Annotated in this window: 14 protein-coding genes; 12 read left to right on the forward strand and 2 right to left on the reverse strand. The window is 47.5% G+C overall.

Annotation, left to right across the window (positions count from 1 at the left end):
• Positions 1-90 precede the first annotated feature (90 nt).
• The 4 genes from MTBPR1_RS08305 (at position 91) to MTBPR1_RS08320 (ending at position 4,453) form a co-directional block, all read left to right on the forward strand.
• Positions 91-834, forward strand: coding sequence for a TVP38/TMEM64 family protein (locus MTBPR1_RS08305; protein WP_205631228.1), 744 nt, complete (start codon positions 91-93; stop codon positions 832-834).
• Positions 831-2,243: a dihydrolipoyl dehydrogenase family protein gene (locus MTBPR1_RS08310; RefSeq protein ID WP_069188539.1), complete on the forward strand. Its 1,413-nt coding sequence runs from the start codon at positions 831-833 to the stop codon at positions 2,241-2,243. The genes MTBPR1_RS08305 and MTBPR1_RS08310 overlap by 4 nt, the downstream gene beginning before the upstream one ends.
• A gap of 66 nt (positions 2,244-2,309) precedes the next feature.
• Positions 2,310-3,701, forward strand: a complete 1,392-nt coding sequence (locus MTBPR1_RS08315) for a sensor histidine kinase (protein WP_069188540.1) — start codon at positions 2,310-2,312, stop codon at positions 3,699-3,701.
• Complete coding sequence (locus MTBPR1_RS08320; RefSeq protein WP_069188541.1) at positions 3,701-4,453, forward strand: methyltransferase domain-containing protein; 753 nt, start codon at positions 3,701-3,703, stop codon at positions 4,451-4,453. The genes MTBPR1_RS08315 and MTBPR1_RS08320 overlap by 1 nt, the downstream gene beginning before the upstream one ends.
• 2 nt (positions 4,454-4,455) lie before the next feature.
• On the opposite strand, the gene MTBPR1_RS08325 is transcribed toward MTBPR1_RS08320, so the two are convergent.
• Positions 4,456-5,664 (reverse strand): hypothetical protein, encoded by a 1,209-nt coding sequence (locus tag MTBPR1_RS08325; protein ID WP_069188542.1) that lies wholly within the window; start codon positions 5,662-5,664, stop codon positions 4,456-4,458.
• 150 nt (positions 5,665-5,814) lie between these two features.
• On the opposite strand from MTBPR1_RS08325, the gene MTBPR1_RS08330 reads away from it, so the two are divergent.
• Both MTBPR1_RS08330 and elbB read left to right on the forward strand, forming a co-directional pair.
• The gene (locus MTBPR1_RS08330; RefSeq protein ID WP_069188543.1) at positions 5,815-7,722 is read left to right on the forward strand and encodes a transglycosylase domain-containing protein; all 1,908 of its coding nucleotides are present in this window, start codon (positions 5,815-5,817) and stop codon (positions 7,720-7,722) included.
• An 89-nt stretch (positions 7,723-7,811) separates the two neighbouring features.
• Entirely contained in the window at positions 7,812-8,465 is a 654-nt protein-coding gene (gene elbB, locus MTBPR1_RS08335) for an isoprenoid biosynthesis glyoxalase ElbB (protein ID WP_069188544.1), read from the forward strand.
• On the opposite strand, the gene ggt is transcribed toward elbB, so the two are convergent.
• Positions 8,462-10,240, reverse strand: coding sequence for a gamma-glutamyltransferase (ggt, locus tag MTBPR1_RS08340; protein ID WP_069188545.1), 1,779 nt, complete (start codon positions 10,238-10,240; stop codon positions 8,462-8,464). The two genes, elbB and ggt, sit on opposite strands and share 4 nt — an antisense overlap.
• Positions 10,241-10,814: 574 nt before the next feature.
• On the opposite strand from ggt, the gene ccoN reads away from it, so the two are divergent.
• From ccoN to MTBPR1_RS08365, 6 genes are all read left to right on the forward strand, one after another.
• Entirely contained in the window at positions 10,815-12,290 is a 1,476-nt protein-coding gene (gene ccoN / locus MTBPR1_RS08345) for a cytochrome-c oxidase, cbb3-type subunit I (RefSeq protein ID WP_069188546.1), read from the forward strand.
• An 11-nt stretch (positions 12,291-12,301) separates the two neighbouring features.
• The gene (gene ccoO / locus MTBPR1_RS08350; RefSeq protein WP_069188547.1) at positions 12,302-13,033 is read left to right on the forward strand and encodes a cytochrome-c oxidase, cbb3-type subunit II; all 732 of its coding nucleotides are present in this window, start codon (positions 12,302-12,304) and stop codon (positions 13,031-13,033) included.
• An 8-nt stretch (positions 13,034-13,041) separates the two neighbouring features.
• Positions 13,042-13,194, forward strand: a complete 153-nt coding sequence (locus MTBPR1_RS18370) for a cbb3-type cytochrome oxidase subunit 3 (RefSeq protein ID WP_276204535.1) — start codon at positions 13,042-13,044, stop codon at positions 13,192-13,194.
• Positions 13,195-13,204: 10 nt separating this feature from the next.
• Complete coding sequence (gene ccoP / locus MTBPR1_RS08355) at positions 13,205-14,059, forward strand: cytochrome-c oxidase, cbb3-type subunit III (RefSeq protein WP_069188548.1); 855 nt, start codon at positions 13,205-13,207, stop codon at positions 14,057-14,059.
• Positions 14,060-14,323: 264 nt separating this feature from the next.
• Positions 14,324-15,778, forward strand: a complete 1,455-nt coding sequence (gene ccoG / locus MTBPR1_RS08360) for a cytochrome c oxidase accessory protein CcoG (RefSeq protein ID WP_069188549.1) — start codon at positions 14,324-14,326, stop codon at positions 15,776-15,778.
• A complete protein-coding gene (locus tag MTBPR1_RS08365; protein ID WP_069188550.1) occupies positions 15,778-16,272 on the forward strand; it encodes a FixH family protein in 495 nt (164 codons plus the stop codon). Before ccoG ends, MTBPR1_RS08365 begins: the two co-directional genes overlap by 1 nt.
• Positions 16,273-16,359 lie beyond the last annotated feature (87 nt).

The raw sequence follows: 16,359 nt of genomic DNA on the forward strand, positions 1-16,359 counted from the left end.
GATCACATTGACCTCACGTAAGCGTTACTGGTGAAGCTTGCAAAGAACGATAGAATAGGGGACAAATGATAACCGATCAGGAAAATAAAAATGGCGGCCCTAAGCGAAATGACCCAAACACCTGTGGAACCTAAAAAGAAAAAAGCTCACCTTCTGCCCTTATTCATCGTGGCAGGTGGTATTGCGGCTTTTTTTGCCATGGGCGGGGTGGATTATCTGTCTTTTGAAACTTTGCGCGATAACCGTCAGGCCATTTTGGACTGGACGCAGAATAATTACGTGATTGCTATTATCGCGTTTATTCTTGCCTATCATGTGGCGGTGATGTTTTCCCTGCCCGGTGCGGTCTGGCTGTCGCTTACAGGCGGATTTCTTTTTGGCACCGTTGAGGCCACAGCGTATATTGTGGTGGGGGCCACAGCAGGTGCGGTGGGGATTTTCCTGCTGGCGCGCTATGCCCTTTATGATTTTTTCCATGCCAAGGTGGGCAAAAGCCTCAACCGCATGGAAAAAGGTTTTAAAGAAGATGCCATGAGCTACATGCTGGTGCTGCGTCTTGTACCGTTATTTCCATTTTGGCTGGTTAATCTGGTGCCTGCCCTGTTAGGGGTGAGCTTGCGCACTTATGTAATTGGCACCTTTTTTGGCATTATTCCGGGTGCATTTGTCTATGCTTCTGTCGGCAGTGGCCTTGGCGCTGTGTTTGACGAAGGTAAAACACCGGATTTAGGCATTATTTTCAGCCCGGATATCCTGACACCTATTATTGGGCTAGCGGCCTTGGCCATGGTTCCTGTACTCTATAAAAAAATTAAAAACCGGGGGAAAGCATGAGTAATGTGATCAGTTGTGACATCTGTGTCATTGGTGGTGGTTCAGGCGGGTTATCCGTGGCTGCTGGCGCTTCACAGATGGGGGCCGATGTTGTCTTGGTGGAAAAAGGCAAGATGGGTGGTGACTGTCTCAATTACGGATGCGTGCCTTCCAAAGCTTTACTTGGTGCAGGCCATGCCGCCCAGCATGTGCGCGAGGCGGCAAAATTTGGCATTGATGCAGATTTAAAAGGCATTGATCACAAGGCGGTGCATGATCATGTGCATGATATTATTGCAGGCATTGAACCTCACGATTCGGTTGAACGTTTTGAAGGACTAGGCGTAAAAGTCATTCAAGAGGCAGCCCGTTTTGTTGGCCCGCAAGAAATTGAAGTGGGTGATCAGCGTATTTGTGCCAAGCGGTTTGTCATTTCCACTGGATCGCGCGCGCGCATTCCGGCAGTTGATGGTTTGGATGAGGTTGATTATTTCACCAATGCAAACCTGTTTGATATGCAGGAAAAGCCTGATCATCTTTTGGTGCTGGGCGGTGGCCCCATCGGGATGGAAATGGCCCAAGCTCATCGTCAGTTAGGCTGTGACGTTACGCTATTGGATCGCTCTTCTATTATGCCCAAAGATGATGCTGAGCTTGTAGATATCGTGCGCCGTAACTTGGTCCAAGAAGGCGTTGATATTAAAGAAAATATCTCTGTTGAGAAGGTGAGAAAAGAAGGCGACAACATCATCCTGACAACCGATCAGGGTGAGGTGACAGGCACGCATCTTTTGGTCGCTGCGGGACGTCAAGTCAATGTGGATGGGTTGAATTTAGAAGCGGCTAATGTGGCTTATGATGATAAAGGCATTCGTGTAGATGCCCGTTTGCGCACGTCCAATAAAAAGATTTTTGCCATTGGGGATGTGGCTGGTGGTTTTCAGTTTACCCATAAGGCGGGCTATGATGCGGGTATCGTTATTCGCAATGCGCTGTTTAGAATGCCGGCAAAGGCAGATTATAAAGCCTTGCCGTGGGTGACCTATACCGCACCTGAGCTGGCAACAGTTGGACTTGATGAAGAGGCGGCGCGCAAAGCCCATGGGGAAATACGCATCATGCGCTGGCCTTTTAGTGAAAATGATCGTGCGCGTGCTGAGCGTAAAACCGAAGGGTTGATCAAGGTGGTAACCAATAAAAAAGGTCTGATCCTTGGTGCCTCCATCGTTGGGCCTTCAGCTGGGGAATTGATCCAGGTTTGGGTTCTCGCCATTTCACAGAAAATGAAGATTGGGGCCATGGCCTCTATGATTGCGCCTTATCCGACTTTATCTGAAGTGTCCAAACGCGCAGCGGGCAGTTTTTATACCCCGTCCCTGTTTAGTGAGAAGACCAAGAAGATCGTGCGCTTTTTGCTGCGTTTCGGGTAAGCTGTTACTTATCCAGCCATGGATTCTGGATCACACCCAGAATGACGAATGGGATAATGAGATCATATGGATGAGAAACCACATATTGGCCTGAGCCTGTCTGCACGTTTGCTTCTTCTCACAGCGATTTTTATTTTGCTGGCGGAAGCTTTTATCTATGTGCCATCCATTGCGCGCTATCGCAAAGTTTACCTTAAAGAACATATGGAAACCGCCCATCTCGCCGCCCTTGCCCTTGAGGCCGCACCGGACCAGATGGTGGATGAGGAGTTGGAAAACCGCCTGTTAAAACATGCCGAGGCCTATGGCGTGGTGTTGGTGGAAGGTGAGAAGCGCATGTTGGTTCTTTCCAAAGACATGCCGCCTAAGACAAATCTAACCATTGATCTGAGCACTGAAGATTGGATGCCCATGGTGATGGGGGCTTTTGAGACCCTGTTTCAGCAGGAAAATCGGGTGCTCAGGGTGGTGGGGCCAAGCCCGCGCGATGAGAATGTGCGCATTGAAGTGATTATTGATGAAGCGCCCTTGCGCATGGAAATGGCGGATTATTCGCGCCGCATCCTCAATCTCTCTTTAATGATTTCGCTTTTCACCGGGGTGTTGATTTATGTCAGCCTGCATTGGCTGTTGGTGCGCCCCATTCGCCGTTTGGCAAAAAATATGGCGGAATTTCGGGAAAACCCAGAAGAAGAAAGCTCCACCATTGTGCCTTCAGGTCGGCGTGATGAGTTAGGTCAGGCAGAAGGTGAGCTGCAATCCATGCAGGGTGAGCTGCGCAAACTTTTGCGTCAAAAAGACCGTTTGGCCTCTATTGGTACAGCGGTTGCCAAGATCAATCACGATCTTCGAAACAGCTTGTCAAAAGCCATGTTGATGTCTGACCAGTTAGCGGGCAGTGAAGATAAAAAAGTCAGTCAACTTGCTCCGCAACTGTCTCAAACTGTGGATCAGGCCATTGATCTATGTTCGCAAACCATGGATTACGTTTCAAACTCCAGCCCGCGCTTGGAAAAAGAGCTGTTTTATGTGGGGGACCTTATTGAAGAAGTGATCAGCCATATTCAAGACCTGTGTGATGAAGAAAGCGAGACGATTAATCAGGTTGATGCCATGGCAGAAGCTGAAGGCGATCTGACCCAGTTGCGCCGTGTGTTGGTGAATTTGTCACGCAACGCCTTACAAATGGGGGCAAGCCGCCTTGAATATGCTTGTTCAACGGAGGAGCAGGGGGGATGTTTGATTGATGTATCGGATAACGGCCCCGGCCTGCCGCAAAAAGCGCAAGACAACCTCTTTAAACCGTTTGAAGGTTCTGCCAGACGGGGCGGAACGGGCCTTGGTTTGGTAATTGCGCGCGATATTATGCGCAGCCATGGCGGGGATTTGATCTTGCTTGAAACAGGGGTGACGGGCACCAGTTTCCGCCTGAGATTACCGAGAGTGGAGATTGCATAATGACGCTGTGGAATCCCTCTGTATATCTGGAATTTGGTTCTGAGCGTTTGCGCCCGGCCCTTGATTTAATGGCGCAAGTCCCATTAGAGACCCCAAAGCGGATTGTGGATTTAGGGTGTGGTCCGGGCAATGTCACCGCCTTGTTGCAACAACGCTGGCCTAAGGCTGAGGTCCTTGGCATAGATAGCTCAAATGAGATGTTGGCCCAAGCCAAGGAAAATCATCCAGAGATTACATGGCAGCAAGGTGATATTGCGCAGTGGGAAAGTAGCGAGCCTGTGGATTTGATCTTTTCAAATGCTTGTCTTCATTGGCTGGGGGACCATGAAAGCCTATTTCCCCGTTTGTTGGAAAATTTGTGCGATGGCGGGGTTTTAGCCGTGCAGATGCCCAATAATTTCGCCGCCCCGACCCATCAAGTGATTGGCGATGTGTTAGGCCATGATCATGTTTTATGTCCGGGTTTTCCCGTGCAGGAACCTGAAGACTATTATAACTGGTTAAGTGATCGCACAAGCCGCCTTGAAATCTGGGAGACGCGCTATCGCCATATTTTAGAAGGTGAAAATCCAGTAGCAGATTGGACAAAGGGGGCAGCCTTGCGCCCTGTGCTGGAGGGGTTGAACACTCAGGCAGAGAAAGAAGCGTTTGAAACCGCTTATCGTGCCAAAATATTAGAGGCCTATCCAAAGGCCCGTGATGGTAAAACCCTATTGGCTTTTCAGCGTTTCTTCTTGGTAGCACAGAAGTAGATTTAAGAGTTTTCTTCTTCCGCATCCAGATCAGCGGTATTCGCCGCTTCTTCAGCATGTCTGGCTTTTGCCTCTTTAATAAAGGCGAGGACTTCTTCTTTTAAAGAGCTGACAGCGGTGCGACAGCCGACTTTAAACTGCCCATTATCCTTGGCTTCAAGGTGAATGAAGCTATCGACCATGGGGCGTAAGATATCTGTAGATAAGAGAGGTTCAGACAGAATTTCTGAGATATTATCGCTAAAGGTATCTTTCCAAGCGCCCAATGTGGCTTCTAGTCTGTCTAGATTTAAACGGTTAAGCTCGGTCAGGTTTTCATGGGCGATATAGGCCAGTGTATCGCCATAAATGCCAATGCGGGCGTTATCGAGTTCAGTACAGTGATCAAAGAATTCTTTTTCCCGCTTGAAGAAATCCCAAGCGCCTTCGCCCATGGCTTTAATGAAAGCCATGACAAGGTCTTTGCGCCAATAAAGGATGCCGGGAATAGCCGCTGCCCCATGGGCAACCACATTGCGAAAATAAACACCGACCGATTCTTTTACTTTTTTAAAGTCTTCATGGTGAATGCTGACGACTTCTTGGCCTCTTTTTATATCTTGGATCACAAGCAGGTCATCCCCTAAAACCAGCATATGGGCATCGGGTAATTCATCGCGGTAAAATTCTAAAAGGTCTAATTGCCAGTCAAAACCGATAATGCGTTTCATCACATCAAATTTTGCCGCGCCCTCTTTTAACTTCACCTTTTTCTTCACCGTAACTTCCTTGGTGAAGAACATCATGGTTTTGACTTTTTTCTTCTGCTTTTTGGTGATGACTTTACCGTCATTGCGCACAAAAAAGCGCCGTGTGGCTGTGGAGATCAGCAGCTTTTTAACTTGCTGAAGGGTAACGCCACAGGCGGTTTCTGTGGTTTCATCGGTGATGGGGTCACCGGATTTATCAACAACGGTTTCAGCAAATAAATCGATATTGTCTTTAAAGACCTCAAAGAAATGTTTGAGATTGGCGGGCTCGTTTAAAATGGTATCAAAATCCATTTCTTTATCGAGCGCCTCATTGCCATGCAGTGTGGCGATTGCGTCTTTGGTGCCTTGAATGATTTGCGCTTTGATGGATTTATCCACGGCAACAGTCGGTGGCAACTGAATGGAGATGGCCTCAATCAGCGGTTTCTTTAATTCGAGTTTTGTATCATCGTCAGACATGGGCCGTCGCGCTTAATAAGTGGGAACCTGTTGCAATCACAGTATTTTTAACATTATGCACTGAAATAGTCCCAGAAGAGAAATAAAAAATCATTAATATTTGAGTCAAATTAACTGATTTCTAACTCAAATGAGTGCATAGCTTCTGCCATGAGCACCAAAAAGAAAAATACGCGCAAGAAAGTTGCCAAAAAAGCACCAAAAGCAGAAAAAACGCCTCTTAACCTGAAGCGAATAGTCATGTGGCTTTCGACTCTGGTGGTTTGGGGGGGAATCGCCCTTGCGTTGGTTTTATCTTATTATGCCTATGACCTGCCTGATGTGGATAAGGCCACCTCGGTTGATCGTCGCCCGGGTTTAAGCCTGCTTTCTGTTGATGGTAAAGTCATTGCCACCAGTGGAGACCTTTATGGGGAGGCGGTACAAATTCATAATTTGCCTGATTACCTCCCCCAAGCGGTGATGGCGACGGAAGATCGGCGTTTTTACAGCCATTTCGGGGTGGATATTATTGGGCTTGCGCGTGCATTGGTGACCAATGTTATGTCCGGTCGGGTGAAACAAGGCGGCTCAACCCTGACCCAGCAAGTGGCAAAAAACCTGTTTTTATCGCCAGAGCGTTCCATTAAACGAAAAGTTCAAGAACTGCTCTTGGCCCTGTGGCTGGAAAAGAAATTCACCAAAGACCAGATTTTTACGCTGTATCTTAATCGGGTTTATTTTGGTGCAGGCACCTATGGGGTGGAGGCAGCCGCGCGTAAATATTTCTCCAAACCAGCACGCCATCTCTCTTTATATGAATCTGCTTTAATCGCAGGGCTGTTAAAAGCTCCGAGCCGTTATAATCCACGTGCGAACCCCAAACTGGCAGAAGAGCGCACAGCTGTTGTTTTGATGAATATGGTGAATGCGGGCTATTTAACCAAAGCACAAGCTCAGCAAGCCAAACGTCATAAAAATCGGGTGATTAAATCAGCTAAACCCCACAAAGCGGGGCGTTATTTTGCCGATTGGGTGATGGATCAGGTGCGCGATTATGTAGGCCCTGTAAATAAAGACCTGACAGTTGTGACCACCTTGGACATGGGCTTGCAGCAATTAGCAGAAAAAGAAATGCGCGCTATCTTGGCAAAAAATGCCAAGAAAAAACAGGTAAGCCAAGCTGCCATCGTCGCCCTTGCCCCGGATGGGGCGGTGCGCGCCATGGTGGGGGGGCGCAATTATGGTAAAAGCCAGTTTAACCGCGCCACACAAGCACGTCGCCAACCCGGTTCCAGCTTTAAACCTTTTGTCTTTTTAGCAGGTGTGGAACGCGGGCTTAAGGCTGATACAAAAATGAAGGATGAGCCTTTTGCCATTGGTTCATGGAAGCCGCGCAATTATTCGGGCAAATATCTGGGTGATATTACGCTGGCTAAGGCCTTGGCCGAATCGGTTAATACGGTCTCGGTGAAAGTGGCGCAAAAAGTTGGTTTTACGCGGGTGGTGGAAACCGCGCATCGTTTGGGCATTACCTCAGACCTAAAGGCTCACCCTTCTATTGCTTTGGGGTCAAGCGAAGTTAATTTGCTTGAATTAACAGCGGCGTATGGCCCCTTTGCCAATGGCGGATATGGTGTGTTTCCGTTTGGGATTGAGAGAATTAAGGATGCAAGCGGGCGTATTTTATATCAACGCACAGGCGGGGGCACCGGGCGTATTGTGGCGCCAAACCATGTGGCTGAGATCAATAAAATGATGAAAGAAGTCATGATCAGCGGCACGGGTAAAAAAGCCAACTTCAACCGCAGCCTTGGTGGCAAAAGCGGCACTTCACAGGCTTTTCGTGATGCGTGGTTTGTGGGCTATAGCGCGGATCTGGTGCTTGGGGTCTGGATGGGTAATGATAATGAAAAGCCCATGAAAAAGGTCAGCGGCGCAGGTTTGCCCGCCCAATTGTGGGGCGATGTGATGAAAGGGGCCCATGTTCATGCCCCGCCAAAAGCACTGCCCGGTGATAAAGCACCAAAAGCTGTGCAGGATGTGAAAGGCTTTTTCGAAAAGTTGTTTGGGAACTAGGGTCAGGACCTATTAATTTGTTCCTGACAGGTCCTCTTATTTCTGCTTATACTTCTGTCAAAATCAATCAAGATTAAGGAGGTTTCATAATGACAAAAGTTGCGGTTGTTCTTTCGGGTTGTGGTGTGTTTGATGGCGCTGAAATTCACGAGTCGGTCTTAACGTTATTGGCGATAGAGCGTGCGGGCGCGAGCTATCAGTGTTTTGCCCCAGATATGGAACAACACCATGTTATCAACCATATGACGGGTGATGAGATGGATGAAAAACGCAATGTTTTGGTGGAATCTTCACGCATTGCGCGCGGTGATATCAAGCCCCTTGCAGAGTATAAGGCAGATGAATTTGATGCCTTGGTGCTGCCCGGTGGTTTTGGCGCGGCCAAGAACCTTTCAAGCTTTGCTTTTGAGGGAGCTGATTGCACAGTAAATGGAGATGTGGAAACGGCCTTAAAAGCAACGCGCACAGCAGCAAAACCCATTGGGGCTTTATGTATTTCCCCTGCGGTTTTAGCAAAAGTCTTTGGTGATGTGACGCTAACCATCGGTCAGGATGAAGGCACAGCCCAAGCCATTGAAAAACTGGGCTGCACCCACGCCCCGACAAATCATGGTGAAATCACAGTTGATCAGGCAGCGAAAGTTGTGACCACACCTTGTTATATGCTGGATGCCAATATCGCACAAATCGCTGAGGGTGCGCAGGCTTGTGTGGATGAGGTCATTAAACTGACTAAGGCCTAATAACCCAGCACCACACCTTCGCGCCTTGGGTCAGCGGCCCCTGCTAAGCGACCATCTTGTAAAATCTGAATAGCATGGAGGCCACTGGTCATGTCTTTAAGTTTGACCTGATGGCCCAAAGCTTCCAGTTGTGCGCGATTGTGTGCGGCCTCAGTGCCTTTTTCCAACTCAGTCGCGCCATTGCGATTTGTCATATGGCCTTGGGCAATGGCTTGATCCAATGGCTTTTTCTCATCTAAAACCGCGATTAGGCTTTGGGCGACATAGCCGATAATGCGCGACCCACCGGGTGAGCCTATGGTAAGAACGGGGCGTTTTGTCTCTTGATCCAACACGATTGTGGGGGCCATGGAGCTGCGCGGGCGTTTTAACGGCTCAACCCGATTGGCGATCTTTACCCCGTTTTTTTCTGGCAGGAAGGAAAAGTCGGTCAGTTGGTTATTGAGTAAGAACCCCCCCACCATCTGGCGTGCGCCAAAGGCATTTTCAATACTGGTGGTCATGGACACGACCATACCTTGGGAATCGACAATGCTCATGTGTGTTGTAGAAAGCCCATGTTCCGTATTATCAGGGGCAAAGGCCTGACGATATAATAAGGGGCCACCCGCAGGCACAGGGGTTTTAAGGGTTTGGTTATGTTGGATCAGGGTTTGACGCCCAATAAGATAATTACTGGCGAGAAGTTCATCTGTGGGGACTTTGACAAAATCAGGATCAGCGATGAAGTGATTGCGATCAGAAAAAGCCAGTTTTGAAGCTTCCAAGAAAAGATGGGTGCGATCAATAAGCGGTTTTGGATCGTTATTTAGATCATATTTTTCCATAAGACCGAGGGTTTGCAGCACGCTTAGGCCACCAGAACTGGGTGGGGCCATACCGCATATATGGTAGCTGCGGTAATCAAGGCAGACAGGTGCGCGCTTGATCGCTTTATAACTCATCAAATCCCCATGGGAGAGGAGCCCGGGGTTGGTGGGGTGGCTTGTGACTTTATCAACAATTTTATCTGCCAGTTGCCCAAAATAAAACGAATCGACCCCGCCGGACTGGATTTGACGCAAAGATTGGGCAAAGGCCGGATTCTTTAACAGGTGCCCCACAGGATGTGGCTGCGCACTCTTATTATAGAAGTAGGCTTTGGCAATAGGGTCTTTTTTGAGGAAACGGTCTTTTTTAAGCAGATGGTGCAGGCGTGGTGAAACAGGGAAACCTTTTTCAGCCAGTTGGGCGCCATCTTCAAAGAGTAAAGACCAATCAAGACGGCCATAATCTTGATGGGCAAGCTGTAACATTTTTAAAAGACCGGGGATTCCCACTGCGCGGCCGCCTACTGTGGCTTCAAAAAAGGCCATTTTTTCACCATTTTCTTTTAAAAATAGGGAAGGGGTGACTTTTTTTGGTGCGGTTTCGCGCCCGTCATAGGAAATAATTTTCTTTGTGTGTGGGTCATAGACCAACAAGAAACCGCCCCCGCCAATGCCGGAAGATTGCGGTTCAACAAGGTTCAACACCATTTGTGCTGTAATTGCAGCATCAATGGCAGTACCGCCTGCGCGCAGGATTTTATAACCTGCTTGTGCCGCCAGTGGGTTAGCCACGGAAATCATAGCTTTTTGGGACTTTACGAGGGGTTTGAGAGTCCTGCCATGGGCGCTTTCAGGTGTGGCGCGATGGTCTTTTTGATGTGCAGGGGCACAAGCCATGAGTAAAAAGGCAGAAGCCATAGAGGCCATGAACCCGACTTTAAAGCGAGTTGGAGAGATAAAAAGCATAAAGGGCGTAACCAAAGTAATGTTGTTAAGGCTTGCTTAAGAATGGGACGAAAGAAAGATAAAAACAAGGGGAATAGGGTAGTAAATAGATATAAAGATGATTCTATGTTGGGCAATGCTTGATTTACTCTAAGGAATAACCCTTAAATTATTAGAGATATAAGTATTTATAAGTAATTGCAAAGTAAAAAATGGAACTACCAATTTTTTAAGCAATGCTAAAAACCGCCTATAGAACTAAAAATAGTACTTAAGTTTGATATAAAAGCCGCTATATATTTCAACATAATAATTATGGGAATTGTAAGTATTTAATATTTACATATACCTCTAGTTTATAATCAATATAAACTTTCTGTTACTTGGAATCACTATTTGACTTATATCAAAGCGCTCCATATATTCGCCGCTATATTTCAAGTCTTCCAACTTATGTTTTTTTGTTGAAAGCATGGGGTTTGGAAGCGGGATGCAAAAGTCATATGCACAAAGGTGATGAGCGCTGGGGGGTGTTTCATTTATCTTTTGCTGTGACTTTAATGCGTTCGAATTTCGGGAAGAACAGGAGTTCGGCATGAACCAAGCGACCACAGCTACTGGTGCCTCCGATGTGGTGTACAACGAGGACGTAGTCCGTAAGTTTGTACTTGCAGCCACTTTTTGGGGTGTCATCGGCTTTATCGTCGGGACTTTCATCGCTTTTCAATTAGCGTTTCCGGCGCTGAACCTCGGTCTGGAATGGACGACTTTCGGTCGTGTACGTCCGGTCCATACGTCGGCAGTAATTTTTGCCTTCGGTGGTTCTATTATGTTTGCAACATCTTTTTATGTTGTACAGCGCACTTGTCGTGCACCGCTATTTGGCGGTAAAGCACTGGCAAACTTTATTTTTTGGGGTTATCAACTATTTATCGTTATTGCAGCTCTTGGCTATGTTTTGGGTGTTACCCAGGGCAAAGAGTACGCAGAACCAGAATGGTATGCTGACCTTCTTTTAACTGTTGTATGGGTAGCGTATCTTGTCGCCTTTGCGGGCACATTGATGACACGCCGTGTTTCTCACATTTATGTGGCAAACTGGTTCTACTTTGCATTTATTATTACCGTTGCAGTTTTGCACCTGGGTAACAACATCACATTGCCGGTTATTCTATTCGGTGGTGAGAGCTTCGTTAAGTCCTACATTTGGGCAAGCGGTGTTCAAGATGCGATGACTCAGTGGTGGTATGGTCACAACGCGGTAGGTTTCTTCCTTACTGCGGGTTTCTTGGGCCTGATGTACTACTTCGTGCCAAAGCAGGCTGAGCGTCCGGTATATTCTTACCGTCTGTCGATCATCCACTTTTGGGCACTGGTATTCTTGTATATCTGGGCTGGTCCTCACCACTTGCACTACACGTCTTTGCCAGATTGGACTCAGACGCTCGGTATGACATTCTCCATCATGCTGTGGATGCCATCTTGGGGTGGTATGATCAACGGTCTGATGACTTTGTCAGGTGCATGGGAAAAACTGCGTACAGATCCTGTACTACGTTTCTTGATCGCTTCTATCGCCTTCTACGGCATGTCGACTTTCGAAGGTCCGGCTATGTCTATCAAGGCTGTTAACGGTCTTTCTCACTATACAGATTGGACAGTTGGCCACGTACACTCAGGTGCTTTGGGTTGGGTTGCATTCGTATCATTTGGTGCAATGTACTACCTCGTTCCTAAGCTTTGGGGTCGTACACGTCTGTACTCATTGCGTTTGGTTACGTATCACTTCTGGATTGCGACAATCGGTATCGTTCTTTACATCACTGCGATGTGGATTTCCGGTATCATGCAAGGCCTGATGTGGCGTGCGTACGATGACCTCGGTTTCCTTCAGTACTCGTTCATCGAGTCTGTTGAAGCGATGCATCCGTACTACGTAATTCGTGCTTGTGGTGGTGTTCTCTTCGTTCTTGGTGCATTGATCATGGTTTGGAACTTTATCAAAACCATCGGTGGTGACATCCGTGAAGAAGACGAATTTGTTGCTCCACAAGGCGCGGCAGCTGAGTAAAGGGATCGGTTATGAAACACGAAATATTCGAGAAAAATACGATCCTCTTGGCGATCGCAATCGTGATCACCATTTCTGTTGGTGGTCTGGTACAAATCGTACCGCTCTACACGATCGATTCTACAATCGAGAAAGTAGACGGTATGCGTCCTTACTCTCCTTTGGAGTTGGCTGGTCGTAACATTTACGTCCGTGAAGGTTGTTACCTCTGTCACTCTCAACAAATTCGTCCGTTCCGTGACGAGGTTGAGCGTTACGGTCACTACAGCTTGGCTGCGGAATCTATGTATGATCACCCGTTCCAGTGGGGCTCTAAGCGTACAGGTCCTGACCTGGCACGTGTTGGTGGCAAATACTCTAACGCATGGCATGCTGCGCACCTTATCCGTCCGCAAGATGTTGTGCCTGAGTCTGTAATGCCAATGTACGGCTTCCTAGCTGAAAAAGAACTTTCGTTCAAAGATGCTGGGGCTCACCTTTCTGCACTGCGTGCAGCGGGTGATCCGTATACCGATGAGCAAATCGCACAAGCTGCAAACGACTTCATCACGCAAGCTATGGGTGACGAAGGCGAAGGCGACACGGATGAGCTAATGGCTCGTTATCCGAAAGCTGTTTTGGGTGATTTCGATGGTGATCCATCTAAAATCACTGAGCTTGATGCAATGATCGCATATCTTCAGATGCTTGGTACGTTGGTGGATTTCACTACGTATAAGCCTGAAGGCGAGATGGCTCGATAGGTGCAAGCGTGAGCTTGGACGACATAGTCTCAATCGCACGCCAGTTATGGGTCGTGTGGATGATGTTCCTGTTCGTGGGGATCATATACTTTGCGCTTCGGCCAAAGAATAAAAAGAAGTTTGATGAAGCTTCCCAGATCCCCCTCCAGGACGATGATTAAGGAGATTAGTATGGCAAACGTGGAAAAGGACCCGGTAACGGGCACAAATACCACCGGCCATGAATGGGACGGCATTAAAGAGCTGGATACGCCACTTCCTAAGTGGTGGTTGACAACTTTTTACGCTTGTATCATTTGGGCGATTGGCTATTGGGTAGTTTACCCATCATGGCCATCACTAAACGGTTACGCCAAAGGTGTATTCGAAACTACAAACCGCCTCGAACATGCTGCGGAAATGAAAGCTGTTGCGAAAGCACGCGAAGCATGGACAAGCAAGTTCGATGGTAAAGAAATTGGTGAAGTTGCTAAAGATTCAGAATTGTTGAACTACGCAATGGCTGGCGGACGCGTAATTTTCGCGGATAACTGTCAACCTTGTCACGGTGCAAGCGGTTCTGGTGCGAAGAACTTCCCTGTATTGGCTGATGACGATTGGCTGTGGGGCGGGACTCTGGAAGAGATCCAGACGACTGTTCAATACGGTATTCGTTCAGGTCATGATGAAGAACGTCTTTCAGATATGCCTGCGCTTGTTTCTGATGAAACAATCACAGCAGCTGAAGCTGACCAAATTGCTGATTATGTTATGAAGCTTAGTGGTCAAGGCGGTTCTGATGCTGGTCAGATGTTGTACAACGACAACTGTGCTTCTTGTCACGCTGAAGACGGCGCTGGCATGGCAGACCTTGGTGCTCCTCGTTTGAACGATGGCATCTGGTTGTACAAAGCTGGTAAAGACGGCGTTGTGGCTCAGATCAACAAACCACAGCATGGTGTAATGCCAGCTTGGGTTGGTCGTCTGTCCGATACAGAAATCAAACAAGTTTCTATCTACGTTCACTCTTTGGGTGGCGGTCAGTAAGAAGCCTGTTTCGATTTATCGAACAAAAAAACGGTTGTCGAAACTTTCGGCAACCGTTTTTTGTTGGGTGTTTATATAGGTTAGAATATCTTAATATTCTGCTTTCCTATATAAACCAAGGCGTTCATGAAAAACCAAGAAACATTATTATTCAAAAATATTTGCGGATTCATTGTGTGAAATTGACGGTTATCAATTGCACAATGGCTAGAACAAGTATAAAAAAACCACAACATTTGTTGACCCAGAGATCGAGTGAAAACCATGGCGAAACCTGAAGCAGTCGCAATACCAAAACCAAATGAAGGTGGTGACGGCCCGTTATATGCGGATCGTGTCAAAGTTCATCCACGTATTTTTAAAGGCGCATTTCGTCAATGGAAGACGCGCCTGTTGTGGGTTTTCCTTGCATTATATCATTGTTTTGCGTGGGTACGTTGGGACCGCGGTGAAGGTGTGCCGGATCAGGCCATCCTGTTTGATCTACCGGGGCGACGTGCCTATATTTTCTGGATTGAGATTTGGCCTCAGGAAGTTTATTACCTGACCGGGCTTTTAATCTTGGCTGCGGTAAGTCTGTTTGCGGCTTCTGCCATTGCCGGGCGTGTGTGGTGTGGCTTTGCCTGTTTCCAAACGGTCTGGACTGATCTGTTCATGATGGTTGAGAAATTTATTGAAGGTGATCGCAACAAGCGTATCCGCCTTGATAAAGCGCCTCTCTCACTTGATAAAATCACCAAGCGCATTGCCAAACATGTCATTTGGATTTTGATCTCCTTATTTATGGGGCTTTCCTTCCTGTGGTATTTCAATGATGCCCCAACTATCACCAAAGAAATTCTTTCAGGTGAGCTTGGCGGCTGGGCGTTGATTACGCTGGGTATCTTAAGCTCTATGACATATCTCATGGCGGGTTTTGCCCGTGAGCAGGTGTGTTTCTACATGTGCCCTTATGGTCGTTTCCAAGGGGTGATGACCGATGAAGACTCATTGCTGGTCACCTATGAAGATTGGCGTGGGGAACCGCGGGCAAAACCGGGTAAGAACCGTGATTTCTCCGAGCGTGGTCATTGTGTGGATTGTTCACTGTGTGTGCAGGCTTGTCCAACCGGGATTGATATCCGTGAAGGCCAGCAGATGGAATGTATCGGCTGTGGGCTGTGTATTGATGCTTGTAACACCATGATGGAAAAATTCGACCTGCCGAAAAACCTGATTTCATACGATAGCTATACAAATATGATTGCGCGTGAAAAAGGCTTGGGCAAACAGGTTCACCTGATTCGTCCGCGCACGATCTATTATGCGGTTATTTTAACAGCTGTTTTGGCTGTTTTGTTAACCAGTCTTGGTATGCGCGAGCGTCTTGAAGTCAATATCATTCGTGATCGTGCCCCACTGTTTGTGACTTTGTCTGATGGCACCATTCGCAACGGCTATACCTATAAAATCCTCAATATGGAATCGGAGTTGAAAAACTATGAACTTTCCATTGAAGGCCTTGATAAGGTGAATATGACCATGATCGGCCAAGAGGCAAAAGAGCAGCCTAAATTGGACCTCACTGTTGGTGCAGATCGCATCGGCGCATTTAAAATTTTCCTCAAAGCACCGCGTGCTGTACTTGATGGGAAGTCGACAGACATTGACTTTATCCTCAAGGACAAGGAAACTGGCGACATTCTCAGTCAGACAACCGTATTTCGTGGACCTAATTAATGAGTAAACAACGCGCACCGGGCTGGTGGTACCCTTGGATTTTCGTCGGCTTTTTTGCCGTGATCATCACTGTAAACGGCATCATGATGTTTTTTGCATATGATAGCTGGACAGGATTGGAAACCAAGGACCATTACCTCAAGGGCTTAGCCTATGACAACAATGTGGCGGGCGCGAAAGCACAAGCAGCCCTTGGATGGGATGTGAAGATCGATGTCTCCCCGCTTGAGTCGGTTGATCTGCAAAGAAAGGTAGCCTATCAGGTGACTTTCCTTGATCACAATAAAAAGCCCGTTAAAGGCCTAAAGGCCCATATCTTCTTCATTCGCCCAACTTCAGAAGGGCTAGATGTGGATGAGCCTGTCGATATGACAGGTGATGGCGTTGTCTCAGGCGAGATCGTCTTGCCTGTACCCGGTCAATGGGATACGCGCGTTCATGCTGAAAGCTTGGGCCGTCAATATCAGCTCGTTGAGCGTGTTGTCGTTCGATAACAGCCTTAAAGAGTCTTGTTTCAATGTCACCGTTACACTTGTTGTGCGGTGGCATTTTGATGTAAAACCCTGACATCCAGTGTTGAT

It is taken from the genome of Candidatus Terasakiella magnetica, from assembly GCF_900093605.1.
GTDB lineage: Bacteria > Pseudomonadota > Alphaproteobacteria > Rhodospirillales > Terasakiellaceae > Terasakiella > Terasakiella magnetica.

What these genes read in the sequence shown, in the direction of transcription:
- MTBPR1_RS08305 (WP_205631228.1), top strand. Translation starts at nt 91, where the DNA reads ATGGCGGCCCTAAGCGAAATGACCCAAACACCTGTGGAACCTAAAAAG.
- MTBPR1_RS08310 (WP_069188539.1), top strand. Translation starts at nt 831, where the DNA reads ATGAGTAATGTGATCAGTTGTGACATCTGTGTCATTGGTGGTGGTTCA.
- MTBPR1_RS08315 (WP_069188540.1), top strand. Translation starts at nt 2,310, where the DNA reads ATGGATGAGAAACCACATATTGGCCTGAGCCTGTCTGCACGTTTGCTT.
- MTBPR1_RS08320 (WP_069188541.1), top strand. Translation starts at nt 3,701, where the DNA reads ATGACGCTGTGGAATCCCTCTGTATATCTGGAATTTGGTTCTGAGCGT.
- MTBPR1_RS08325 (WP_069188542.1), bottom strand. Translation starts at nt 5,664, where the DNA reads ATGTCTGACGATGATACAAAACTCGAATTAAAGAAACCGCTGATTGAG.
- MTBPR1_RS08330 (WP_069188543.1), top strand. Translation starts at nt 5,815, where the DNA reads ATGAGCACCAAAAAGAAAAATACGCGCAAGAAAGTTGCCAAAAAAGCA.
- elbB (WP_069188544.1), top strand. Translation starts at nt 7,812, where the DNA reads ATGACAAAAGTTGCGGTTGTTCTTTCGGGTTGTGGTGTGTTTGATGGC.
- ggt (WP_069188545.1), bottom strand. Translation starts at nt 10,240, where the DNA reads ATGCTTTTTATCTCTCCAACTCGCTTTAAAGTCGGGTTCATGGCCTCT.
- ccoN (WP_069188546.1), top strand. Translation starts at nt 10,815, where the DNA reads ATGAACCAAGCGACCACAGCTACTGGTGCCTCCGATGTGGTGTACAAC.
- ccoO (WP_069188547.1), top strand. Translation starts at nt 12,302, where the DNA reads ATGAAACACGAAATATTCGAGAAAAATACGATCCTCTTGGCGATCGCA.
- ccoP (WP_069188548.1), top strand. Translation starts at nt 13,205, where the DNA reads ATGGCAAACGTGGAAAAGGACCCGGTAACGGGCACAAATACCACCGGC.
- ccoG (WP_069188549.1), top strand. Translation starts at nt 14,324, where the DNA reads ATGGCGAAACCTGAAGCAGTCGCAATACCAAAACCAAATGAAGGTGGT.
- MTBPR1_RS08365 (WP_069188550.1), top strand. Translation starts at nt 15,778, where the DNA reads ATGAGTAAACAACGCGCACCGGGCTGGTGGTACCCTTGGATTTTCGTC.